Source organism: Desulfotomaculum sp. (assembly GCA_003513005.1).
GTDB lineage: Bacteria > Bacillota > Desulfotomaculia > Desulfotomaculales > Nap2-2B > 46-80.
The window spans coordinates 1-21,833 of record DOTD01000009.1; the positions used below are offsets into that span (position 1 = coordinate 1).

The following is a 21,833-nucleotide window of genomic DNA, read 5'->3' on the forward strand; positions in this document are numbered from 1 at the left end:
GCCTCCCTAGCTACCCCTTCCAGATACTGAAGTTGCTCCACTCTGTTTATGAGAGGGATCCATAAGAGTTATTAAATATCCTTAGGGAGCCGTATTATTGTTTGCCTAAATGCTGCGTGCCGTCAGCGCCACCGGCTTGCTTCAGACAGGACCAATCGGGTACTGCAAAGGCGGTTAGGAATGCATTCATTGGAAGCAAAATGAACGTCCCTTGCTTCCTTGAAAAGCCGTAAGGCAAGCAAGAACCGTCCCTACTTGCGTCTTTTGGAAAAAGATTATTTTGCACGGGCAAAAAAACCGGGCTCCTTTTAAGGAACCCGGTTTTTTTTATAACTAAGTTTAGATGGTCATTGTTACGGTCTGGGCAGTTGAGTCGAATGATACCGAAGCTCCAAGCGCCCTGGCAATAAAGCTGAATGGAAGCATTGTGCGTCCGTTGGAAATTTCGGCGGCTACATCCATATCAATTGCGGCGCCGTTGATGAGCATGACCTTGCTGCCGATTGTCACCTGGACAACCTTGTCGCCCTTGATCAGAGTAACTTTGCCGTTGCTGAACAGGATGTTGTCAGCTGATACTCCACAGGCCAGAGCAACATACCTGACGGGCAAGAAGGTGCGGCCGTCTTTGATGTACGGAGCGACGTCCATGGTCTGGGCTACGCCGTTAACTGTGAAGCTGGTGTCGTTAATTTTGAACACCACGGTTGCTTTTTCATCGCTAGGAGCGGGTGTGGCGCAGACAGCGATAGTTGTCTTTGCGGCAACATCTGAATTGGCCCATTTATCGTATGCACAGGTCTCTACTGCTCCATCGCCTTTAACTTTCAATGCAATGGCGCCCTCGGGAACGGTGCGGTAAATCTTAAGCTTAATGTTGCTTACTACGACTGTGCTCGGGGTGCTGCTGTTGCTGTCAATGTCGAAGTAAACATGTCTGTTGTCCGAGCTGCGCATAATGTTGGTGATCTTCAGATTCCCTTCGGTAACTTTCACATCCGGGGTTCCGTCGAATTCAACATCGGTGGGCAGGGTCAGGTCAACAGTACCGCCTTCAATAAAGCCTTCCTTGATGTTTTCTTTAATGGTCGCAGTACCGGCAGCCTGTCCGGAAGCGCCGATGATAACGCTCGGAGTGGCGTCAGCTGTTGCTGTACACGGAGCTTTCACAGTGCCGAGAACAGCTTCACCTGTTACGCCGGCAGTTCCGCCTACGGTTACTTTAAGGTCGCCTTCAAAACCGGCCTCGATGGAAACTTTGCAGTTCTTCAGCTTGATCTTGGCTGCATCGCTTGAGTCATTTTTAACAATGAACTTGGCGGTGCGGTCATCTGTTCCGGAGAACGCTGAGAATTCAACAAAGCAACCTTCGTCTTTATCGAAGTCGGCCAGGTCGCCAAGCGTTCCACCGTTTACAGCATAGTCATATACCGGGAACCAGGCCACTCCGGCGGGAAGGGTAACTGTAATTGTACGGCCTTCAACAAGAGTTTGTTCCAAAGACTCTTCAATAATTAAGTCGCCGATTTCCTGCTCAGCCTGACCGGCAATGAGGTCATCCTGGACATCTTCAGCGGAAACCTTGCTGCCAAATTCGCCGAAGGTTCCGAGAGGTCCTTCAGTAACGTTAGTGTTGCTCTCGCCGCCTATCTGGCCCATGATGGCGCCTACTTCGCAGTCTTCTTCGTCATCGACTGTGAATTTAAAGAATCCGTTTATATCCCAACAGGAAGCCTCAGTGGTATCTTTACCTACCTCACTTGCGTCAAAATCTAAAGCTCCGCCTTTATCACGGTCAGCGCCTTCGAAGTCAAGGTATAAAGTATCCTTGTTATTATTATACCGTACGTCAACAAAGATGCCTTGTCCCCAACGCGGCGCAACATAGAAATTATTCAGTGTGGGGCTGGTCCAGACATATCCGTCGGGAAGTTCAAGATCAAGAGAGTCTTTACCGATCTCCAGAGAGCCGGCAGTTTCTTCCTTCACCCGAAGGTCAAAATCGAAGTCACTGTTGGAGGTGTCCTGACCGGATGGTGCAAGGACTACTTTACCGGTAGTTGAACACTTGGCAATAGTCACATCGCCAATCGGGAATGACGAGGAACCGGCAGCGTCAAAGTTTACCACGCAGTCATCGTTGGTTCCTTCTTCAACTTCTAATCCGCCGAAGTAAATAAACATGACGAAATCGTTGACAACGTCCTGGGCAGCATCAGCTGTGATTTGGACTTCATCTTCGGCATCAATCACGGTTACGAGAACCTTATCAGCCGTCAGGCCGTTAGGATCTCCGCCGGAAATCGTAGGATTTACCAAAACGTAGTTGTCATTTGCTCCTTGCGTGGTGGCAAATGCTAAATGCTTTGGAGGATCAGTAGTATCATCAGTTTTAGGTGCAGTAAAGAAGTTAAAACCATCAGGTAGTTTGAAAAGTACACTGTCGCCTTTTTTAAGTGATCCGGCCGGCACGGTGATTTTAACTGTACCTGCGATTTGTGGATTCGTAGGGTCATCAATAAGGGACGGTACGGATAAAACAGAGATGCTGCCCGAGGCCAGCGCAGGAACGGCGGTCATCGGGATAAGCATTGTTACCAGTAAGGCAACTGTTGCTAAAATAGCAATTAGTCTTTTAGATTTGCGCACTAAATAATTCCCTCCTATTTTAGAAATTAAATAACTTCATTTTAATAACGGGCCGGCTTTCCCTTTTAAAGCCCCAACACCTCCTTTAATTGATGCTTCGTTGTTTTTTAAGAGTAGAGCCGCGTACATTGGTGCATCTGATATTTGATTGACTGGCTAAAAAATTAAACTCTAATCTGTTAGACACAAAAATTTTCCCGAAAGTTCCAAGGATCAAGGAAAAAATTTTTCTAACTGTGTTTTGCCTGGTTATCAGGGAAAAATACTCCCGTAATTCCAGCAAGGTAAGTATTCAGTGAACAAGGTAGGCACGCTGGCGCCGGCGCCGTTTTCTTCATGAAATAATTGGCGCCGGAAAAGGCTTGTCCAGCCTCAAGTTTTGAGAACACTTCACCGAATATTAAAATATCAGAAACAACATTTTAGAGGAGATACTAAATAAAAGGGGTTATCAAAATGGTTAAAAAACACTGCAGTTTTTGCAACGGTGAAAGTTACAGTTCAAGCTCCAGGGACAGGTGGATTTGTCCATACTGCGAGCACGACCTGACAGGTAATCAGACAAATATCGCATTCCAAAAAAAGCTTTTGGATTTTTCCCAGCATAATATCTTAAAAGACCGGAGCGAGACTTATTACCAGGAAAGAATTATTTTCCGGCCCGGATTCAGCGGGGCATTATAAAAACTTGCTTATAGACCGGCTAAGAATGTAAAAAAGGGGTATAGCTTTGGAGAGTTAATAAAATGAATTCAGATAACGAAAAGAAAAAAGAAATACGTGACCACGTCAGCGCCGCTCACTTATTTTCTTTGCTTATCTTAATATATTTGTTTATCTACAGCAGTAACCTGCATCCAAAAGAACTGTTCCCTGCCGTCAATATAAGACTTTTTCTGCTAGTCAGTATGGTTTGTTTTGGCGGCGTTTTTCTTTATTTTACAAAAACTTCTTCGCTGATCAGAGATCCAAAATCACCGGAATTTAAAACCAAATCCTGGGCTGATCTCTTTTATATAATTTTCTCTTTGATAATTGCCATGCTAACTTTATTTATCATGGGAGGCAAACTGTCTTACAGTTGGGTGGCGTTTTTTTTACCCATTCTGGTCACTTCCTCAATAATGGGCAAGAATGCCGGATTGATTATGTCAACCATATGTGCCGGCATTTTATTTTTCTGCGATAAGCTTTTCCCTGCCGGAGTATTCGGCATTCAACTTTCAGGCGAAGAACCAAAATTAATTATAGTCTGTATGATGTATTTAATAAGCTGGTTTATCGGAGGGCTTTCGGATATAGAGGCGCAGCGGCGCAGCGAGTTGAACAGCCGGCTTTCCCTTGAGAAAATGGTTAAGATTATTTCAACAAAATTTATCAGCCTTACTCTGGACGAAATAGACGGGGGCATACACAAATCATTGGAAACGGTTGGAGGATATGCAGGAGCTGACCGCGCTTATTTTTTGTTTTTCAACAAGGATGGGGAGAATAAAAATTATGCGGCTTACAATTGGAGCGCTCAGGGTGTAGAGTTGCCTGCCGGCTACCTCAGATTTTTGGCTGAAAGTTTTTCGTGGTGGTTAAAGAAACCTAACCAAAATGAAAATATTTGTTTTTCCAAAGTCAAAGACCTCCCCCCGGAAAACTACGCCGAAAAAGAATTTCTTCTAGAGAACGACGTTCTTTCGCTTATTGTTGCGCCAATAACATATGGCGGCCTTATGGTAGGGTTTATTGGTCTTGATACTGTCCGCCGTGAAAAGAAGTGGACCGGCGAGGTCGTTTCACTTGTTAAAATGGCTGGTGAAGTACTGGTTAATGCGGTTGAGCGCAAAAGAGCGGAAGAGGAACTTCGTTTATCAGAGGAGCGTTTTTCGAAGGCATACAGCGCCAGCCCAAACCTCATGCTGATTATAGGCCGTTCCGATCACAGAGTTATCGATGTAAACAATAGTTTCTTGAATGCTACAGGGTATATAAGACAGGAGGTCATCGGACGGACAGTGGCTGAGCTTAATTTTTGGACGGATCTGATGGCCTATACGAAAGCGATCAAGATGATTCAGGAGCAGGAAGTAATTCATAACCTTGAAATAAAGTTCAATAAAAAGGACGGGCATGGATGTGTAGGACTGCTTTCCGCTGATACAATAAATTTAAGCGGGGAAAAATGCATTCTTTTTGTGATGAACGACATTTCTCAAAGGAAAAAAGTTGAAGAGCACCTTACTTACTTGAGCATGCACGATGCGCTCACCGGGCTTTATAACAGAGCTTATTTTGAAGAGGAGATGCGCCGCCTGGGAGAGGGGCGGCATACTTCCGTTGGAATGATTATTTGCGACGTGGACGGCCTTAAACTGATCAATGACACCTTTGGCCACAATACCGGAGACGGCTTGCTGGTTGCTGCCGCAGGAGTAATTAAGAATCCTTTCCGTACCGGGGATATGGTATCGAGAATCGGCGGAGATGAATTTGCCGTTCTTTTGCCCGGCTGCGACAGGCGCCAGGTTGAAAACGCCTGCCATAGGATTGCCTTTAACGTAAAGAGATATAATGAGAAACACCCCGAACTGCCCTTGAGCATTTCGATAGGTTTCGCTGTCTGCAGCGGAACATCTTGCAGTATGTTGGATCTATTTAAAGAAGCGGATAATAATATGTCGCGGGAAAAACTGCACCGCAGCCGCAGCGCGCGCAGCACAATCGTGCAGGCCCTGATGAAAACACTTGAAGCCAGGGATTTCATTACTGCCAATCATTCGAAGAGGCTGCAGGATTTGGTTACCAATTTGGCAAGGGCAGCCGGCCTGCCGGATTATAAGTTATCCGACCTCCGCCTTTTGGCAAGGTTTCATGATATAGGCAAGATAGGTTTGGCAGATCGCATATTATTTAAACCCGGCCCCCTGACCCCTGAGGAAGCTTTGGAAATGCAGCGCCATTGTGAGATAGGAAGCCGTATCGCCCAGTCGGCGCCGGATCTTCTGCCGATAGCGGACTGGATTCTCAAACATCATGAGTGGTGGAACGGGCAGGGCTATCCTTTGCGGCTGAAAGGCGAAGAAATTCCGCTGGAAAGCCGGATTTTGGCAATCGCGGACGCTTATGAGGCAATGACCAGCAATCGTCCGTACAGAAATGCCATTGGCAAGGAAAAAGCTGTTGACGAGATTAAAAAATATGCCGGTCTGCAGTTTGATCCTTTGATTGCCGATGTCTTCGTCGAAAGTCTGGAGGAAGAACATAACAACCTGATTTTATTAAAACCGCGTGTTATTAATTTCAGGCATTAACCAGTTTAAGAATCGCTGTCTTTTGAGAGAGCCTCCTGAATTCCCGTCAAGCCTTCCAGCGCGCCGCAGGCAATTGATAAATGAGGCTTTGAAATTTCAGGTTCCCGCGGGTTGATGCGAACTACCAGGGCCCGGCGGCTTGAACCCAGCCGCTCGCCTAAATTGCGGATTGTACTGATTGCCGTTCCGGCGCCCATCTCAATTACGACAAGAAGATCCTGGCGGTGGCCGTTTAAAAAATTTTGAAACTTGTCTTCCTGGTCGTCCGAACGTTTGCTCAGCCAGGAATAATCTCCGAACATGAGGATGTTCGGTCTGGCTGTTGCGCCGCAGCGGGGGCACTCCGGAATACGCCCGGCAAGCATGGTGCTTTCATCAACGGGTACGTCTTCTTTGTTGCTCCAGATATTCGTACCGCATGGCTTTACACACTGCAGATGGTGAATAGAACCATGCGCCTCCCAGGTCTTTTCTTCACTAAAGCCTGCTTTTTGAAATTGTCCGTCTACATTCGAGGTTACCACGAAATAATCCAGGTTATAATTAGAGATCCATTGCAGTAAAAGATTAAACCCCTGATGAGGAATTGTGGAACGGTATAGATTTGTGCGGTGTCCGTAAAACCCCCAGCCAAAAGCCGGGTCTGCCTCAAAGTGGGAAGGGTTGGCGGCGCTGATAAAGCTCATGCCGAGTCGCTCGTATGCCGGGTAGGCATTCCAGAAGCCCTGATGGCCGCGAAAATCGGGCAATCCTGAATCCACACCCATTCCCGCACCGGCGGTGATTACCAATGCCCCGGCATTTTGAATGGCTTGGGCCGCGATTTCGAATTTCTCTATAAGCTCCATTTTGCTTAACTCCTGACTAAAATAATTTATTTGAACCGACGCTCTGCATCAAATGAAATTTGCGGATTAAAAACGAATACACCCTTGCGAGTGCCTTTCATTTTAGTTGTAAACTATTTAGTTTTTGGGTATGCTTTATTTGGCTAGTTTGTAAAGTGCGTATTGGTTTAGGGAAACTCCTTCTCTTTCGGCTTCTACAACTAACCTCATATGCAGGGATTTCGGAACCCTTACTATAAACTTGCCGCTATAATCTTCCTGGTGGGCAGGCCGTGGAATTTCCAGGTTGTTTTCAATTTTGGTTTCAATATATCTATATCCCTCCAGGGCTTCATTGAGGTTTTTATATAGTTCCTCCAGTGTTTCCCCGGTACTCTGACAACCATCCAGCTCCATTATCCTGCCGTAAAAGTAATGCCCGCTTTCGTCGTTCACTTCCTGAATGATTCTGGTATAAGGCAGTTTCATATACTCTGCTACTTGCATATTTACAACCCCTTTCTCCCACCATTATAATTTTAGCAGACTATCCGCATGTAAAAAAGGAGATTAATCAATGGAGTGCCATGTTGATTTGAACAAGAAAAAATGCCCCTGTACATACGAATCATGCTCACGCAAGGGGAAGTGCTGTGAATGCGTCGAATACCACTGGAAAATGCGGCAGTTGCCGGGCTGCTTTTTCCCTCCGGAAGATGAAAGAACCTATGATCGTTCCCTGGAAAGATTTATAAAAATATATTCACGCAAACCTTAATAACTGCAGTTTTATAAAAATCCTGTTGAAAAACCTCGTGCTTTTTAGGAAAGTTCATGATATTGAACATTCCGGCAGGGGGTTTTTATTATTTATACTGTAAAAAAATAACGGCTCTTAAAAAACATAAATGTTTGTGAGATTGTAAACTCTTAATTTAAGAAAGAGATTTTGATTTTGGGGGAGCCTGTGAAAAAATATTTAATTATCCTTTTTTTGTTAGCTCCGGCAATGGTTTGTTTGCCTGGAACGGGTCTGGGTGCGGAAAAGCCTGTAAAAGATTTGAATTTGGCCGCGCAGCCGGTTACATCTTTTGAAATGATCAAACGCACGGTTGTTCTGGACCCCGGGCATGGCGGAATAGACCCGGGGGCTGTCGGGTCATCGGGCGTACTTGAAAAAGACGTTGCTTTATCCATCAGCAAGCGCCTGGCTTCTTTGTTCAGGCAATCAGGCGCCAAGGTTGTTTTAACCCGGGACAAGGATAAAGAACCCGGCAATGGCGCCGGCAATGTCCCGGATAAAGTGGAAGATCTTGCACACCGGGTGAAAATTTCGGAGCAATCCCGCGCCGATGTTCTTTTAAGCATCCATTTGAATTCATTTTCAGGTTCCGGGGAATACGGCGCGCAGGTTTTTTATCAGTCAGGTTCGGTGGAAGGGAAAAAGTTGGCCAAAAGCATACAGTCCCAGCTTAACATTTGCCTGGTTGATTCAGGCCGTGAGGCGCTTCCGGGCGATTTTTTCGTCTGCAGAAATTCAAGAGCGCCTGCTGTAATCGTAGAAGTCGGGTTTTTAAGCAACCTTGAGGAGGAGAAGGAATTAACAGAACCTTTCTACCAGACCAGGGCATCCTGGGCAATATTCAGGGGCGTTGCAAATTATTTTTCTGAAGAAGGGGTTTAATAAAAATGGCGCCTAAAAAAATTTATCTTTCGGCTGTTCTTTTGTTGTTTTTCTTAATTGGCTCCTGTTCGGCTTTCCAGGATCCGGCAGCCTCCTCTCAGCAGGAGCCGAATTATGCGCCGCTTAAAAAACAAATTGAAGAATTTGTCGCCCAAAGACCGGGTAACTCATACGGAATTTATTTTCAGGATCTAGGCTCGGGAAAGAGTTTCGGTATTAATGAAAATAATCCGATGATAGCGGCAAGCACTGTAAAAATGCCGTTTTCCCTTTACTTATCCACTCTTGCAGCGGAAAAAAAGATTGACTGGGATACCCGTCTTACATATCAGCAGTTTACGGATTATGAGGGGGGAAACGGGGTCCTGCGTTATTACGCCAAGGAAGGGGATCGTTATTCTGTCCGCGCTTTGAATACTCTTTCCCTGACAATCAGTGATAACATAGCTTTTCGCATGTTGGCCCGGAGCCTGGGCCGTGAAAATTTCATCAACTTTATGAAGGGGCTTGGCGGGAAGACAGTTTATCCGGGCGGGCGTAACCTTACCACAGCCAGGGACATGGGTCTTTACGTTCAGGAAATTCTGGATTTTGCAAGACGGCGCCCTGTTGAAGGAAACCGTTTGCTTGATGATCTGTCCCATTCAATTTATCATGTCGGCCTCCCCGGTTTACTGCCGGAGAATGTTATGGTTGCTCATAAGGAAGGCGATCTTGATGAAGGGGTTGCTGATGACGCCGGCGTCGTATTCTGTTCGCGCCCGTATATTCTCGTTGTTCTCTCCAGCGGTGTAAAGGATTTGGATGAAGGTTTCCGTGATATAGCAAGAATTAGCAAGCTGGCTTATGATTATCAAGAAAAATTACACAGTTCGAAGTAGGGTATAAGTTTGATTTTCTCTCGCATAATAGAAATAACTTTAAAAGAATGTTAGGACAGACAGTTATAGGGAGGTTAAAAAATGTTTTTAAAAAAGACGGGTGCTGTTTTTCTTGTTTTTTTAATGAGTCTGAGTATGGTTTGCCTGGCTGCTCTTCCCAAAAACGTTTGTCAGGCGGCTCCGTCCCTGGAGACCACAGCCGAATCCGCCGTGTTGATGGACGCCTATTCCGGCAAGGTTCTGTTTGCCAAAGAGGCTGACAAGGAACTGCCGATGGCCAGTGTAACCAAGATAATGACGTTGCTGCTGGCGGTTGAAGCTATAGAAGAAGGTAAATTTAAACTCAACGATCGTGTTGTGGCAAGTGAAAATGCCTGGGAGATGGGCGGGTCGCAGATCTATCTTGAGCCTGACGAAGAAATGAGCATGGAAGAAATTTTATTGTCTGTCGCCATAGGGTCCGCCAATGATGCGAGTGTAGCCCTGGCGGAACATATTGCAGGTACGGAAGAAGCTTTTGTCCAGCTGATGAACAAACGCGCTTCCGATATGGGTTTAAAACACACTTTTTTTGTAAACTGCACGGGCCTTCCGGAAAAAGGCCACTATTCTTCTGCGTACGACCTTTCGGAAATATTGCGCGAGTGTATTAAACACCCGCAGTTTGTAAAACTTTCCTCAATTTACGAATATGATCTGCGGGGAGGAAAGTTTAAACTCTGGAACACTAACAAGCTGCTGAAGTGGTATGACGGGGTTGATTCGGGGAAGACGGGCTGGACCGAGGAAGCTAAATACTGCCTTTCCTCATCAGCAATAAAAGATAATTTAAGGCTGATCGTTACTGTTTTAGGAACTCCCGAGCCGCAGAGCCATTTCAGGGAGTCGATAAAGTTTTACAAGTATGGCTTTGCGAGATACAAAGCGGTGAAATTTGCTTCACGCGGTGAAAAGGTCAGCGAAGTTAAAGTAAGCAGGGGCGTTGAGGACAAAGCTACGGCAGTTACTAAAGAACAGGTAATCATCGTAGTGCCCAGGGGAGAAGAAAAAGGATTCACAACCAGCCTGGAACTGCCCAGCCGGATTACAGCGCCCGTTGCCGAAGACCAGCGGCTTGGCTCTTACAAAGTATTAAAAGATAACCGGCAAGTGCTTTCGGTTCCGCTTGTTGCCGGCGGGGAAATACCAAGGGCCGGCTTCATGCGGCAGATTAACAAGGCTCTTCACGGCCGCTGGTAAGTAATAAATATGCATGCCCCGGAAGAAGGACGAAAAATTCATCAAGTAAGCAAGTAGGGACGGTTCTTGCTTGCTAAAGGCAAGGCAAGCAAGAACCGTCCCTACTTGCTAAACAAAACGCTTCTTTCAAGGAAGAAGCGTTTTTATTGCCTTTTGACGCAAAATATGGTAAGATTTAGCAACACCTTTTTGACGAAAGGAATGAAAGCTGATTGAGTCTTGATGTTGAAATTAACCAGGATACACTGCTGGTCCGGCTTGAGGGGGAGCTTGACCTTGGTGTAACGGATTTTTTGCGTAATTCTCTGGAAGGCATGCTTGATCAAAGCAAAACAAAACACCTGGTGATTAATTTGAGAAATGTTACGTTTATTGACAGCTCAGGTCTGGGCGTAATCCTGGGACGCTATAACCGCGTATCCGCACAGGGAGGACAAGTTTTACTGGTGGGAGCGCAGCCGCAGGTTCGGCGCGTGCTCGCCCTGTCGGGACTGCTGACCATAATGAAAGAATATTCTTCTGAAGAAGCCGCCCTTTCCAGGGTAGGGTAAGGAGGCGTTAAAATTTGCAGGTAATCAATCACGCTCAACTTGAATTTCAAAGTCTTCCCGCCAATGTTGCTTTTGCCAGGGTAACAGTAGCCGCCTTTGCCGCACAGCTTGATTTTACCTTAAACGATCTTGAGGAAATAAAGGTGGCTGTTTCTGAGGCGGTTGCTAATGCTATTGTACACGGTTATGAAAACAGAACTGATTGTACAGTTTTTATCAGCATGTCAATTGGTGATTTAGCTCTGGAATTAAAAATTTGGGATCACGGCGTAGGCATCCCGGATGTTAAAAAAGCTATGCAGCTTACTTATTCGACAGATCCGGAACGGATGGGCCTTGGTTTTGTTTTTATGCAGTCGTTTATGGACAGCCTGCATGTCGATTCTACCCCGGGTGAGGGAACAACAGTGACTATGGTTAAGTCGGCAATTTCGAAGGTTACTGTTTAACCAGCTGAAAATCAAGGTAGGTAGTTGTTCAATGGGCAACAAGTTACTGGAAATGAATCTGCCCCGTTTCCCGCTGCTTAAGGACGGGGAAATGCGCCAATTGCTTCAGTCCGCCAAGGCGGGCGATGTTAATGCCAGGGAAAGATTGATCAACTGCAATCTTAAACTTGTTTTTAACCTCGTTAAGCGCTTTCAGGGCCGCGGATACGAACTGGAAGACCTTTTTCAGATTGGCTGCATCGGTTTGATGAAAGCCATTGATAAGTTTGACCTGAATTATGACGTGAAATTTTCCACTTATGCAGTACCGATGATCGTTGGGGAAATACGCCGTTTTTTACGGGATGACAACCCGGTTAAGATCAGCCGTTCCATCAAGGAACTGGCTTTCAAAGTGCATAAGGCAAGGGAACGGCTGGCCGGACGGTTAGGGCGCGAACCTTCAATCGGAGAAGTTGCCGGGGATCTGGGTGTATCCAGGGAAGAAGTTGTCACAGCTCTTGAAGCCTCCCAATGGCCTGCCTCTATTTATGAAACGCTTCATCAGGATGAAGGCGACCCCATCTATCTGCTTGATCAGCTGCACGGAGAAAATAACGACGAGCTTCCGCTCCTGGACCGGATGGCAATTAAGGAATTGTTGCTGTACCTCCCGGAAAGGGACAGGAAAATATTAATGTGGAGGTTTTTTGAAGATAAGACGCAGATTGAAGTGGCCCGCCGCTTAAATTTATCCCAGGTGCAGGTTTCCAGGCTGGAAAGACAGGCTTTAAGGAGACTTAAGGATATGCTGGAAAACCGCGAGGAAATAACATGAATAAAAAAAATCTCTCCGCACAAAATAAAAAAAATAATTTAGCGAGGGGGTTTTTAAAATGCAGATCAAAGTATTAGAGCTTGTCGGATCATCTCCCAGCGGTTGGAAAAACGCAGTGCAGAGCGCCGTTGATGAAGCTGCTAAAACGGCTGGTGAAATAGTGGGAGTGGAGGTTGTTAATTTTACAGCCAATGTAGATAAAGGCCAGGTAACCGATTACAAAGCCAATGTTAAAATTGCTCAAAAGATATAATTACACATTCATGCCGCTTCAAGCGGCGCCAGCAGAAAAATGAAAATTCTTCAACTTAAAAGCCACGAAACGGGGAGCGGAAGAAAATCCGCCCCTTTTTTTCTCAAAGCCTGTAATTGCCACTTATAAATCATATTAAGATGAGGGAAATTATAAAAAAAGAAAGAAAGGTTCAGGTAATGGAAACACAACCGCTGGAAATACAAAAAAAAGAATACGCCAAAATAGTGAAGGAGATCAGGCCCAAACCTCCCCTGCTGCGCAATGTCGCCGGGGCTTTTGTCGTCGGCGGTTTGATAGCCGTAATCGGGCAGGTTTTTTTAAACCTTTATCAGGGTTTGGGTCTAAGTTTGCAGGAAGCTGGAGCTGCCGGATCAGCCACTCTTATTTTTTTAGCTGCTCTGCTTACCGGCCTGGGTGTATATGACGAAATTGCCAAAGTGGGCGGGGCGGGTTCAATTGTGCCGATTACCGGCTTTGCCAACTCCATGGTTTCTCCGGCGATGGAGTACAGGGGGGAAGGCCTGGTTCTTGGCGTCGGGGCAAGGTTATTTACAGTTGCGGGACCGGTGCTTGTTTTTGGCATCGTTACGGGTTGGGCTATCGGGATTTTCTATTATCTTTTCCGCTAGGAGGGCTTTTGTGACAGCGCCTAAAAAAGTTGGCCAACAAACAGTATGGTTCCAAAATCCGCCTGTAATCATTGCTGCGGCGACAATAGCCGGTCAAAAAGAAGGACAGGGACCTTTAGCAAAAAGTTTTGACAAAGTTATCGGCAATGATTATTACGGTGAACAAACATGGGAAAAAGCGGAACGCAGGATGCTTTTGGAGGTTATGCAGAACGCTGTCCGCAAGGCGGGTTTGACTCCCGAAAATATCGACTACATGCTGTCGGGCGATCTTCTGAACCAGATCATCAGCGCAAATTTTACAGCACGCGATCTTGGGATACCCTTTCTGGGTTTATACGGGGCTTGCTCGACGATGCTGGAAAGCAGCGCAATAGGTTCGATGCTTCTTGACGGCGGTTTCGCGGAATATGTGCTGGTGGGTACATCAAGCCATTACGGTTCGGCGGAAAGGCAGTTCCGTTTTCCAATCGAGCAGGGGGTCCAGCGTCCTTTACACACTCAGTGGACAGTTACCGGCGCCTCGGCAATAGTGCTGGCGCGCAGCGGGGCCGGGCCGAGGATTACCAGCGCGACAATCGGAAAAGTAGTCGACCTGGGGCAGGGTGACCCTTTGGATATGTCTTCCGCAATGGCCCCGGCAGCTGCGGATACTATCGCCAGGCATCTTTGGGATACCGGGCGGCAGCCGGGTGATTATGATCTGTTTCTTACGGGCGATCTTGGCATCTACGGCCGCAAACTAGTGGTAAGCTTGCTGGGACAAAAAGGTTTTAATATTGATGACCGTTATCAGGACTGCGGGGCAATGATTTACTTTCCCGAACAGGACACTCATGCCGGCGGCAGCGGATGTGCCTGCGTCGGTGTGGTTACCTGCGGCCACTTTCTCAAGGAAATGGCTGCAGGAGGTTTAAAACGCATGTTCGTAGTGGGTACCGGGGCTCTCTTAAGCCCCTGCAGCACACAGCAGGGAGAAACTATTCCCGGCATAGGTCATGGAATCTTGATCGAGTCTTAATCAAGGGGGTAATTGAAGGTGATTTTTTTAAAGGCTTTTCTTGTTGGAGGGTTAATATGTGTGGTTGCCCAGCTGCTGATGGATTTGACAAGCTATAAAATTACTCCCGCTCATATACTTGTGGGATTTGTTACCGCCGGAGCGCTGCTCAGCGCTTTCGGCTTATACCAGCCGCTGGTTAACTGGGCGGGAGCGGGAGCGACGGTCCCGTTGAGCGGTTTCGGCCATCTAATTGCCCAGGGCGCCGTTCAGGGGGTTCAGGAGAAAGGCTTGCTCGGTGTGTTCAGCGGCGGAATAACTACAACCGCGGTAGGAATTACCGCCGCAGTTGTTTTTGGCTACTTTGCTTCAATTTTTTTCCGGGCTAAAGGTTAATTCCACATCAAATTTTACCTGCTTTTGCAAATAGCAAAACCCCTGTCCTAAAATATAAGAAAAGGATAAGCCGATAAGCTAAGATGAACGACCAGAATAGCGGCCCGGATAAATTACAGGTTGCGGTCCTTGCTGCTTTAAGCAGTGTCGCGTTTATCATGGTGCTGGGCAATTCGCTTCTGATTCCCGTCCTGCCCGAGATAAAAAGCGCCCTGCGTCTTACGCAGTTAAAAGTAAGCCTGCTGATTACACTTTTTTCAGTCCCGGCAGGTTTGGTCATCCCCCTGGCGGGTTTTTTATCAGACCGGTACGGCCGTAAAAAAGTAATTATCCCCTCCCTCATCCTTTATGGTCTGGGTGGAGTCCTGGCAGGCTTGGCAGCTCTTTTTTTTAAACATGCCGCATTTTCAATTATTCTTCTTGGCCGTGTCCTTCAGGGGATCGGGGCAGCCGGAACTGCTCCCGTGGCGATGGCTTTTTGCGGCGATCTTTATATTGGAAAACTGCGTCCGAAAGCCCTCGGTGTAATTGAGGCGGCAAACGGTTTTGGCAAGGTTGTCAGTCCGGTTCTGGGTGCTTTGCTTGGTTTATTAAGCTGGTACGCGGCTTTTCTCTTTTTACCGTTTGCCGTCATCCCCGTTGTTTTAGGCATCTGGCTGCTGACTAAAGAAGCTGCTTCCAAAAAGTCGGACCAGGGTATAGGGCAGTATTTCAAATCATTCCTGTCCCTGTTTGAGAAAAAGTCGGTCCTGCTGCTGTCCTCATTTATTGGGGGGATGACAGCGCTGCTTCTTTTATTCGGTGTGCTTTTCTTTTTGTCGGATCACCTTGAAACAGCTTTCCATTATGACGGGATCAAAAAAGGGGCCGTTTTAGCTGTCCCTGTTTTGTTCCTCTGCATCACTTCGTATGTTACAGGGATGATCTTTATTAAAAAAAATGCCCTGGTATTAAAATGGCTCGTGGTATCCGGGCTGGCAGTAATTGCGGCTGCCCTTGCTTCGCTGGGTGTTTTCAAACAAATTATTTTTTTCTTTGCGGCTATCTCTTTAATTGGCGTCGGCGCCGGATTCGTCCTGCCCTGCCTGAATACTGTAATAACCAGCGTAACAGCAAGTGAAAAACGCGGCCTGGTGACCTCTCTTTACGGAGGGGTCCGCTTTTGGGGGGTTGCCATCGGCCCGCCTCTGTTTAGCCTGCTTATGAAAAAGAGTGAGTTATTTATGTTTTTGGGATCTGCATCACTGGCGGCGGCAGCTTTTCTTGTGGCGGTTTTTTTTATCCGGACTAAAGAAATAACAATCGGGGACAAAAACACTGCAGGTAAATAATAGGCAAAAATAGATAAATAAGACATTATAACCTGAATATAACTTGTTTTGACAAGTAACCAGCCAATTATTACTAGAATACGTTATTGTGATGAGTTTTAAACCAAAATATGTATCCGGATCATCCTTGCGCCAGGAGGTGTCTTTTTTGGGAGAAAAAATAAAAAATACTTGGGAAGGTATAATTTTCTTTCCTGCAAAAGAGAGGATCCAAAAGCCGAGAGATACCGGTGTAACAATGGTTATAGACAAAGGCACGGGCCTTGTCGAAACGAAAGACCTGCTTGAAATATCCTCCTCTTACATTGATTTTATAAAGTTTGGTTTTGGCACATCGGCATTATATCCGCCTGAGATCCTGGAAGAGAAAGTCCATTTAATCCAATCCTTTGGCGTGGATGTATATCCGGGGGGGACCTTCCTGGAGGTGGCAATCCTGCAGGATAAAATGGAACAATACCTGAACAGGATGAAAAGTATTGGTTTCACAGCCATAGAGGTCTCCGACGGAACAATCCTGATGACTGAGGAAATCCGGCGGCAGGCGATTTCTTTCGCAGCGGGGTTGGATCTTAATATTTTAACCGAGGTTGGCAAGAAAGATTCTTCAAAACGTTTAACACCCAGTCAGTTGGTTGACCAAATAAAAAAAGATTTTGAAAACGGCGCCCGTTTTGTGATTGTTGAAGGGAGGGATTCGGGTATTAATGCCGGCCTTTATGATCACAAAGGTCAGTTCATTCAGGATGAATTCGAAGAATTGATTTCCCTTCTGGGTGATCAGAAAAGAATTATCTGGGAAGCGCCACTTAAAAGCCAGCAGCAGGAATTAATTAAGAAGTTCGGACCAAATGTCAGCCTGGGCAATATCCCCCCGCATGAAGTTTTTTCACTGGAAGCACTAAGAGTAGGCCTCCGTTCGGATACTTTTGCCCATTTTGTGTAGAATGAGGAGGAAGAGCATGATTAACGATATTACTATTCTTCCGGGGTTTAATAAGGCCGGTATTAAAGAAAACTTTTCGGAATTAACCTTAAAAACCGGTGAAACTGTTTCCATTATAGGACCTACAGGCAGCGGAAAAACCGCTCTGATCACCGATATTGAGCTTTTAGCCCAAGAAGATACTTCAACCGGGCGCAAAATCTTTATCAATGGAGAATCGCCCTTAGACGAGTACAGATACAATCCCTCCATGAAGCCTATTTCCATGATTACTCAAAATACAAAGTGTTTTGCCGATCTGACAACAGAAGATTTTTTAGAGCTGCATGCGCGCTCACGCGGAATTAAAGGCCATCAAATCATCAGTGATACTATTGAACTGGCCAATAATTTTACCGGAGAAAAAATTATCAAGGAAACCAAAGTTACGATTTTGTCCGGCGGGCAGACCAGGTCGCTTTTAATAGCCGATGCTGTTCTAATAGGCCTGGCGCCAGTGATACTGCTTGATGAGATTGAAAACGCTGGTATTTTTAAACAGGAAGTTCTTGAAATGATTCAGAGTTCGGGTAAAATTGTTATCTTTGTAACCCATGATCCGGTGATTGCGCTGCTGACCAAAAAAAGAATTATTATGAAAAACGGCGGCGTGACAAGGGTAATCAACCAGAACGAACTGGAAGTAAAAACTGCCCACAAACTTATGGAACTGGACAAAAAAGTAAGTATTCTCCGGGAAAATTTAAGATCCGGCAATATCCTGACAAACGAATTGGCCGTAAATTTTGCCTAGAAATCAACATAAAAATGGACGGTGAAAAAATGAAACTTGTAGTAATAGCCGGCCCGCCATCGGCGGGAAAGACCTCTTTGACCAAACAAATAGTGAAAAGATTTAAAGACGAAATGCGTATAGCTTTCTTAAAAATAGATGTTGTCAAGGCCTTTGAAGATATTGAACTGAACAAAGAATTTAATATTATGACAAAAAAGATCTATTCGGGAGACCTCTGTCCGGATCATGCTTCTGTTATGGTTCTGGGCGACGCCATAGACTGGGCGGAAAGCCTGGATGCCAATCTTTTTATCGTTGAAAGCGCCGGACTCTGTCTGCGCTGCTCCCCTTATTTAAACCAGGGTCTGGGCATAGTAGTGCTCAGCTCGATCTCAGGCATCCATGCCCCGGAAAAAATGGGCGCAATGGTCAGCCTGGCTGATATAGCAATGATCACCAAGATAGACCTGGTCAGTCAGGCGGAGCGGGAAGTGATGATCCAAAAAATTAAGGAGGTCCACCGTAAGATTATCCTTATGGAGACAAATGCGCTTCAAGGGACTTCTCTGCAGCGCCTCTATGAGCTCATTCAAAAATCCCCCGATATTGATAAGGAAAATTTATCATTAAAGGGAAGCCCGCCTCTTGGCACCTGCACGATCTGCATCGGGAAAAAAGAAATCGGTTGGAAGCGCCACTTTGGAATAATTAAAAAATTAGGCGGTAATATTGCTGATAACCTTTACAGAGGTGAATAATATGCGGTTGACACAGCCCTGGGTCCCACCGGGGAAAAATTGCGGCCTGTGCGGTCTGGACAGCTGCAGAGGCTTTCTGAAGTTAATCAAGGCCGGTCAAAAGGAATATGAAGACTGCCCGTATTTTGATTCTGCTAAAAAAACTGGCCAGGCAAGTGAAGCTGTCTATTCCGGCGCGGATGTGCTCGGGAACAAGTATGAGTTTGTGCTGAAACCCCTGCCGGGGGAAATTTCAGCGCGTAAAATAGTTCTTCCTTTCCGGAGTGATCTTGTTGAGAAATTAAGTATAAAAACAGGCGATTTGGTTCTGGGCAGACCGATGGGGGCCGGCTGCCCGATTCCGCATGTCCTCTCTGTAATTCATGCGGATCAGATTACCGGTTTGCTTTACACCTGGGTGGTGGGGCCTAATTACTCCAGGGATGCTGAGGTAAAAGACGTGATTGCCTATCATATGATCGGGTTTGAAGGTATCGCGGCCGAGTTTGCCAAAGAGCCGAATTTAGGCTGCCGGGCTACTTTCCTGCCCGGTTTCTGTATGATGAACTTGAACCATACCGGCATAATCAACATGATCCTGGAAAAAAGCTGCGGCCTGCATGTGCGAATTGAAGATATCAGGATCCTGGCCGGAAATCCATAGACTTAACCATTAATACTTGGAACTCCTTGCCATACTCGTTAATAACCCGGCATATATTTTAGATAACTTGTCTTCAAAGAAAAGAAGTGAAAATATATGTCCGGCGTTTATATGCTTGTAGTATTATTATTAGTCGGTATTGTTGCCCGTTCAAACCTGATTTCCTCGGCAGCCTGCATTTTACTTGTCCTGAAGTTCTCCAGCCTGGATATGTTTTTCCCTTTTCTTGAAAAAAGAGGTCTTGAAATAGGACTGCTTTTTTTGCTTCTTTCAATTCTGGTCCCTGTGGCCACAGAAAAAATTACCAAAAACGAGATCTTATACAGCTTCCTCAGCCTGCCGGGGATCCTGGCAATTTTAGGTGGGGCGCTGGCCACTTATTTAAACGGTGACGGTTTAAAGCTGCTGCAGATTGATCCCGAGATAATTTTCGGAGTGGTTATCGGATCGATTATTGGAATTACATTCTTTGGCGGAATTCCGGTAGGTCCGTTGATGGCAGCAGGGTTAACGGCTCTTTTTCTGAATATTATTGGCTTATTCAGACATTAAAGCTTCATATTTGTTTCAGGTGCTCCGTGCCGGTATCGCCTTAAATCTAACAAACAGTATAATAATTAAAAAGTGAGGGTATTAATCTAAACCTGACCAAAACTGTTGTTCCAGTTGCTCCGGTTTTTATTTCCATATGTGCGTTGTGTCTCAACGCGATGCTGAAACAGACCGCAAGGCCGAGTCCCTTTTTGTAATCCTTGGTAGTACAAAAAGGCATGCCAATTTTTCCCTTTATCTCGGGAGCTATTCCATTGCCCTGATCACTAACCTGTAAAAATACGTGATCATCTTCCAGAAATGTTTTCAATGTTAAATAACCGCCAGGCGGCGAAGCTTCAAAACCGTTTTGGATGAGTTTGATCACCATCTGTCTGATTTGCTGACTGTCTAAAAGCAAATTGGGGACTTCTCCCGGCTCAAAGTTAATTCTCAAATTATTTTTTACAAGGTCATCTTTTATTGCGAGGCAGGATTCTTCCAGGACAGTGTTCAGATCAACCGGTTTTAAATCAACAGCCATATTTTTGGCCAGATAAAGATACTCACTGATTGTTGAATTTGCGCTATCAAGATCATCAATCATAATTTGAAAAATATCCGAGTATCCTGCCAATTCTTTTTTGCTTTTTAAAATCTGCAGATAACCGCGTATGCTTGTCATCGGGTTCCTGATTTCATGCGCTATACCGGCTGCCATCTCGCCAATCAGACATAGTCTGTCTATCTTAGTTTTTTCTTTTTCAATAAGCCTGCGTTCCGTTACGTCGTTAATAATTATGCAGTTTAAGCTGCGTTCCAACGTATCTTTAAAACGGTTTGAATGAAGTTCGCCTTGAAATTTGGTTCCGTCTTTTCGCAAAAGCGTTAATTCGCCTTTAAACTTCCCCGTTTTTCTCAAGGCCTTCAAAGCAGGTAAAAAGTTTGGATCGTTGGAATCAAACAAAGAATCTTTGCCAATTTCAAAAATATTTTCCGGGGGAAAACCGAATATCCGGCAAGCAGCCTGGTTTGCTAAAAGAACACTACCGTTGGAAAGAGTCAATATGATGCCGTCAACGCTGTTTTCAAAGATCATGCGAAACTGTTCACCGTTTTTAAGCAGCGCTCTTTTTTTTTGCTTGTGTTTGACATTTTTTAGATTAACTTGTTTTAATCCGGCGGGCCGGAAATCTTCAGGGGTTTCAAATAATAACTCCATTTTCTTGTCCGCCCAGCTTAGATTTACTTCTGATTGCTCTTTTAAAGAATTGTTTTCAAAGCCACCGGCAGGCAGATTTGCTGCGTTCATTCTTTGTTATTTGGCTCCTCTCCCATAATTTCTTTCTGTAAAAATAAATATTTTACATTGTCCGTCTTTTTACCTTTAGATATTTTGTCTTTTAATGTCGATTGCAGTAAATAATAATTAAATATGTTAAAACGTGTAAAATAGGTGTCTGCATGCGCCAATAATTATGATAAAAAAGAGGCAAATAAAGACCCGCCGCAGTTAATTTGGTCGTTTTACAAGTATATTGGCATACCTTTGGAGGAAGTATTTTTAGCTTGACGAATTATTTATAGTAAAAGGTTTTTATAATGAAACAAGCTTGCAGGGTGAGAGAATGGTTATTCGGGGGAAAACATTACAATTAATCAAAGAGGCATACAGGGTTCTGCGGTTATACTGGCCCATGACACAGAGCCAGATTTATAGACAGATGATTAAAAAAGGGGCTCTTTCGAACACCCTGGAGGGGCATAAGATTTTAACCGACGCATTGCTTGGAGCAAGGCTGGAGGGCTTGATACCGTGGGACTGGATTAAGAATGAAGATGAAGATTGGGCAGGCTAAAAAACCGTGGGTAAAAAAGAGATTATCCAGTTAACCGGTGTAACCAAAACATACGTAATGGGTGAAGTAACGGTTGAAGCCTTAAAAGAGACTTCGTTTTTTATCTACGAAGGAGAACTAATCGTCATCCTGGGCCCCAGCGGCTCTGGTAAAAGCACATTGCTGAACATTATTGGAGGTATGGACTCCCCGACTCTTGGGGAGGTTTATTGATTTTCTACTTTAGTGCGTTCTCCTGGCATGATTTTAGCCAGGAGAACAAAAAACCGCCCGCTATGCGGGTGAGATTCAATGCTTAAGCAAAGCAACA

General features: G+C 45.4%; 26 protein-coding genes. 21 read left to right on the forward strand and 5 right to left on the reverse strand.

Translation table 11 applies throughout. From position 1 onward, the window contains the following. Window positions 1-94 precede the first annotated feature (94 nt). Window positions 95-292: a hypothetical protein gene (locus tag DEH07_00555; protein ID HBY03050.1), complete on the reverse strand. Its 198-nt coding sequence runs from the start codon at window positions 290-292 to the stop codon at window positions 95-97. A gap of 47 nt (window positions 293-339) precedes the next feature. Beyond that, on the reverse strand, window positions 340-2,649 hold the full coding sequence (locus DEH07_00560; GenBank protein ID HBY03051.1) for a hypothetical protein: 2,310 nt from the start codon (window positions 2,647-2,649) through the stop codon (window positions 340-342). Window positions 2,650-3,105: 456 nt separating this feature from the next. Between DEH07_00560 and DEH07_00565 the strand changes: the two genes are divergently transcribed. Next, window positions 3,106-3,333 (forward strand): hypothetical protein, encoded by a 228-nt coding sequence (locus tag DEH07_00565; protein ID HBY03052.1) that lies wholly within the window; start codon window positions 3,106-3,108, stop codon window positions 3,331-3,333. Window positions 3,334-3,395: 62 nt separating this feature from the next. Beyond that, entirely contained in the window at window positions 3,396-5,951 is a 2,556-nt protein-coding gene (locus tag DEH07_00570) for a hypothetical protein (protein HBY03053.1), read from the forward strand. A 5-nt stretch (window positions 5,952-5,956) separates the two neighbouring features. On the opposite strand, the gene DEH07_00575 is transcribed toward DEH07_00570, so the two are convergent. Both DEH07_00575 and DEH07_00580 read right to left on the reverse strand, forming a co-directional pair. After that, window positions 5,957-6,799 carry an NAD-dependent deacetylase gene (locus DEH07_00575; protein ID HBY03054.1) on the reverse strand — a complete coding sequence of 281 codons (843 nt, stop codon included), beginning with the start codon at window positions 6,797-6,799 and terminating at the stop codon, window positions 5,957-5,959. 135 nt (window positions 6,800-6,934) lie between these two features. Continuing rightward, window positions 6,935-7,285 carry a toxin-antitoxin system HicB family antitoxin gene (locus DEH07_00580; GenBank protein HBY03055.1) on the reverse strand — a complete coding sequence of 117 codons (351 nt, stop codon included), beginning with the start codon at window positions 7,283-7,285 and terminating at the stop codon, window positions 6,935-6,937. 70 nt (window positions 7,286-7,355) lie between these two features. Between DEH07_00580 and DEH07_00585 the strand changes: the two genes are divergently transcribed. The 17 genes from DEH07_00585 (at window position 7,356) to DEH07_00665 (ending at window position 19,685) form a co-directional block, all read left to right on the forward strand. After that, on the forward strand, window positions 7,356-7,556 hold the full coding sequence (locus DEH07_00585; protein ID HBY03056.1) for a hypothetical protein: 201 nt from the start codon (window positions 7,356-7,358) through the stop codon (window positions 7,554-7,556). Between the two features lie 177 nt (window positions 7,557-7,733). Further along, window positions 7,734-8,462, forward strand: coding sequence for a hypothetical protein (locus DEH07_00590; GenBank protein ID HBY03057.1), 729 nt, complete (start codon window positions 7,734-7,736; stop codon window positions 8,460-8,462). A 5-nt stretch (window positions 8,463-8,467) separates the two neighbouring features. Continuing rightward, on the forward strand, window positions 8,468-9,343 hold the full coding sequence (locus tag DEH07_00595) for a serine hydrolase (protein HBY03058.1): 876 nt from the start codon (window positions 8,468-8,470) through the stop codon (window positions 9,341-9,343). Window positions 9,344-9,424: 81 nt separating this feature from the next. Then, the gene (locus DEH07_00600; GenBank protein ID HBY03059.1) at window positions 9,425-10,582 is read left to right on the forward strand and encodes a D-alanyl-D-alanine carboxypeptidase; all 1,158 of its coding nucleotides are present in this window, start codon (window positions 9,425-9,427) and stop codon (window positions 10,580-10,582) included. A 212-nt stretch (window positions 10,583-10,794) separates the two neighbouring features. Then, complete coding sequence (gene spoIIAA / locus DEH07_00605) at window positions 10,795-11,133, forward strand: anti-sigma F factor antagonist (protein HBY03060.1); 339 nt, start codon at window positions 10,795-10,797, stop codon at window positions 11,131-11,133. A gap of 14 nt (window positions 11,134-11,147) precedes the next feature. Then, window positions 11,148-11,582, forward strand: coding sequence for an anti-sigma F factor (locus DEH07_00610; GenBank protein ID HBY03061.1), 435 nt, complete (start codon window positions 11,148-11,150; stop codon window positions 11,580-11,582). A gap of 31 nt (window positions 11,583-11,613) precedes the next feature. Continuing rightward, window positions 11,614-12,399, forward strand: a complete 786-nt coding sequence (gene sigF, locus DEH07_00615; protein ID HBY03062.1) for an RNA polymerase sporulation sigma factor SigF — start codon at window positions 11,614-11,616, stop codon at window positions 12,397-12,399. 58 nt (window positions 12,400-12,457) lie between these two features. Further along, complete coding sequence (locus tag DEH07_00620) at window positions 12,458-12,652, forward strand: hypothetical protein (GenBank protein HBY03063.1); 195 nt, start codon at window positions 12,458-12,460, stop codon at window positions 12,650-12,652. Window positions 12,653-12,792: 140 nt separating this feature from the next. After that, complete coding sequence (gene spoVAC / locus DEH07_00625) at window positions 12,793-13,284, forward strand: stage V sporulation protein AC (GenBank protein ID HBY03064.1); 492 nt, start codon at window positions 12,793-12,795, stop codon at window positions 13,282-13,284. A 10-nt stretch (window positions 13,285-13,294) separates the two neighbouring features. Then, window positions 13,295-14,305, forward strand: a complete 1,011-nt coding sequence (gene spoVAD, locus DEH07_00630) for a stage V sporulation protein AD (GenBank protein ID HBY03065.1) — start codon at window positions 13,295-13,297, stop codon at window positions 14,303-14,305. Window positions 14,306-14,323: 18 nt separating this feature from the next. Beyond that, entirely contained in the window at window positions 14,324-14,680 is a 357-nt protein-coding gene (gene spoVAE, locus DEH07_00635; GenBank protein HBY03066.1) for a stage V sporulation protein AE, read from the forward strand. Between the two features lie 83 nt (window positions 14,681-14,763). Then, complete coding sequence (locus DEH07_00640) at window positions 14,764-16,011, forward strand: MFS transporter (GenBank protein ID HBY03067.1); 1,248 nt, start codon at window positions 14,764-14,766, stop codon at window positions 16,009-16,011. Window positions 16,012-16,102: 91 nt separating this feature from the next. Then, a complete protein-coding gene (locus DEH07_00645; GenBank protein HBY03068.1) occupies window positions 16,103-16,957 on the forward strand; it encodes a phosphosulfolactate synthase in 855 nt (284 codons plus the stop codon). Window positions 16,958-16,973: 16 nt separating this feature from the next. After that, window positions 16,974-17,750 carry an ABC transporter ATP-binding protein gene (locus DEH07_00650; protein ID HBY03069.1) on the forward strand — a complete coding sequence of 259 codons (777 nt, stop codon included), beginning with the start codon at window positions 16,974-16,976 and terminating at the stop codon, window positions 17,748-17,750. A 29-nt stretch (window positions 17,751-17,779) separates the two neighbouring features. Next, window positions 17,780-18,490: a cobalamin biosynthesis protein gene (locus DEH07_00655; GenBank protein HBY03070.1), complete on the forward strand. Its 711-nt coding sequence runs from the start codon at window positions 17,780-17,782 to the stop codon at window positions 18,488-18,490. A gap of 1 nt (window position 18,491) precedes the next feature. Next, complete coding sequence (locus DEH07_00660; GenBank protein HBY03071.1) at window positions 18,492-19,133, forward strand: Fe-S cluster protein; 642 nt, start codon at window positions 18,492-18,494, stop codon at window positions 19,131-19,133. A 96-nt stretch (window positions 19,134-19,229) separates the two neighbouring features. Then, a complete protein-coding gene (locus DEH07_00665) occupies window positions 19,230-19,685 on the forward strand; it encodes a DUF441 domain-containing protein (GenBank protein HBY03072.1) in 456 nt (151 codons plus the stop codon). 46 nt (window positions 19,686-19,731) lie between these two features. Here the strand turns inward: DEH07_00665 and DEH07_00670 are convergent, their stop codons facing one another. Next, window positions 19,732-20,976 (reverse strand): hypothetical protein, encoded by a 1,245-nt coding sequence (locus tag DEH07_00670; GenBank protein ID HBY03073.1) that lies wholly within the window; start codon window positions 20,974-20,976, stop codon window positions 19,732-19,734. A gap of 316 nt (window positions 20,977-21,292) precedes the next feature. On the opposite strand from DEH07_00670, the gene DEH07_00675 reads away from it, so the two are divergent. After that, window positions 21,293-21,523: a hypothetical protein gene (locus DEH07_00675; GenBank protein ID HBY03074.1), complete on the forward strand. Its 231-nt coding sequence runs from the start codon at window positions 21,293-21,295 to the stop codon at window positions 21,521-21,523. A 57-nt stretch (window positions 21,524-21,580) separates the two neighbouring features. Then, on the forward strand, window positions 21,581-21,736 hold the full coding sequence (locus tag DEH07_00680; GenBank protein HBY03075.1) for a hypothetical protein: 156 nt from the start codon (window positions 21,581-21,583) through the stop codon (window positions 21,734-21,736). Window positions 21,737-21,833: the final 97 nt, after the last annotated feature.

Excerpts from the sequence above, each read along its gene's own strand:
- DEH07_00565 (HBY03052.1), top strand. The coding sequence starts at position 3,106 with ATGGTTAAAAAACACTGCAGTTTTTGCAACGGTGAAAGTTACAGTTCA.
- DEH07_00570 (HBY03053.1), top strand. The coding sequence starts at position 3,396 with ATGAATTCAGATAACGAAAAGAAAAAAGAAATACGTGACCACGTCAGC.
- DEH07_00575 (HBY03054.1), bottom strand. The coding sequence starts at position 6,799 with ATGGAGCTTATAGAGAAATTCGAAATCGCGGCCCAAGCCATTCAAAAT.
- DEH07_00580 (HBY03055.1), bottom strand. The coding sequence starts at position 7,285 with ATGCAAGTAGCAGAGTATATGAAACTGCCTTATACCAGAATCATTCAG.
- DEH07_00585 (HBY03056.1), top strand. The coding sequence starts at position 7,356 with ATGGAGTGCCATGTTGATTTGAACAAGAAAAAATGCCCCTGTACATAC.
- DEH07_00595 (HBY03058.1), top strand. The coding sequence starts at position 8,468 with ATGGCGCCTAAAAAAATTTATCTTTCGGCTGTTCTTTTGTTGTTTTTC.
- DEH07_00600 (HBY03059.1), top strand. The coding sequence starts at position 9,425 with ATGTTTTTAAAAAAGACGGGTGCTGTTTTTCTTGTTTTTTTAATGAGT.
- sigF (HBY03062.1), top strand. The coding sequence starts at position 11,614 with ATGGGCAACAAGTTACTGGAAATGAATCTGCCCCGTTTCCCGCTGCTT.
- DEH07_00620 (HBY03063.1), top strand. The coding sequence starts at position 12,458 with ATGCAGATCAAAGTATTAGAGCTTGTCGGATCATCTCCCAGCGGTTGG.
- spoVAC (HBY03064.1), top strand. The coding sequence starts at position 12,793 with ATGAGGGAAATTATAAAAAAAGAAAGAAAGGTTCAGGTAATGGAAACA.
- DEH07_00640 (HBY03067.1), top strand. The coding sequence starts at position 14,764 with ATGAACGACCAGAATAGCGGCCCGGATAAATTACAGGTTGCGGTCCTT.
- DEH07_00645 (HBY03068.1), top strand. The coding sequence starts at position 16,103 with ATGAGTTTTAAACCAAAATATGTATCCGGATCATCCTTGCGCCAGGAG.
- DEH07_00650 (HBY03069.1), top strand. The coding sequence starts at position 16,974 with ATGATTAACGATATTACTATTCTTCCGGGGTTTAATAAGGCCGGTATT.
- DEH07_00655 (HBY03070.1), top strand. The coding sequence starts at position 17,780 with ATGAAACTTGTAGTAATAGCCGGCCCGCCATCGGCGGGAAAGACCTCT.
- DEH07_00660 (HBY03071.1), top strand. The coding sequence starts at position 18,492 with ATGCGGTTGACACAGCCCTGGGTCCCACCGGGGAAAAATTGCGGCCTG.
- DEH07_00665 (HBY03072.1), top strand. The coding sequence starts at position 19,230 with ATGTCCGGCGTTTATATGCTTGTAGTATTATTATTAGTCGGTATTGTT.
- DEH07_00670 (HBY03073.1), bottom strand. The coding sequence starts at position 20,976 with ATGAACGCAGCAAATCTGCCTGCCGGTGGCTTTGAAAACAATTCTTTA.
- DEH07_00675 (HBY03074.1), top strand. The coding sequence starts at position 21,293 with ATGGTTATTCGGGGGAAAACATTACAATTAATCAAAGAGGCATACAGG.
- DEH07_00680 (HBY03075.1), top strand. The coding sequence starts at position 21,581 with ATGGGTGAAGTAACGGTTGAAGCCTTAAAAGAGACTTCGTTTTTTATC.